Source organism: Frigoribacterium sp. CFBP 8751, assembly GCF_014841545.1.
Lineage (GTDB): Bacteria > Actinomycetota > Actinomycetes > Actinomycetales > Microbacteriaceae > Frigoribacterium.
The window spans coordinates 1-256 of sequence record NZ_JACYUB010000026.1 but is presented as its reverse complement, the minus strand read 5'-3'; the positions used below and the strand labels follow the sequence as shown (position 1 = coordinate 256).

Sequence of the window (256 nt, the reverse complement as noted above, 5' to 3'; positions counted from 1 at the left end):
GATAGGGGATCGCTCGCCGGTCATCGATACGTCATCAGGCGGCGACGGTCTCGTATTCAGCGGCCATCTCAGATGCAAGCCCCTCCAGGTCGACGGCCGAGGGCTCACCAGTAGCCACCCCGGTGAGGTCCACCATCATCCAGTTGCCACCGTGCACCAACGGCACAGGACCTTGTTGAGTATCGCTCCACAGGTTGAGAGCCTTTTCCAGTGCCGCCTGGTCCTTATAGAGGTCGATCTGCACGTGGGGCAGGCA

At 61.3% G+C, this 256-nt stretch carries 1 protein-coding gene; it reads right to left on the bottom strand.

Annotation, left to right across the window (positions count from 1 at the left end):
• Positions 1-34: 34 nt before the first annotated feature.
• On the bottom strand, positions 35-256 hold a 222-nt coding region (locus tag IFT88_RS16755; protein WP_192122067.1), incomplete at its 5' end, for a hypothetical protein.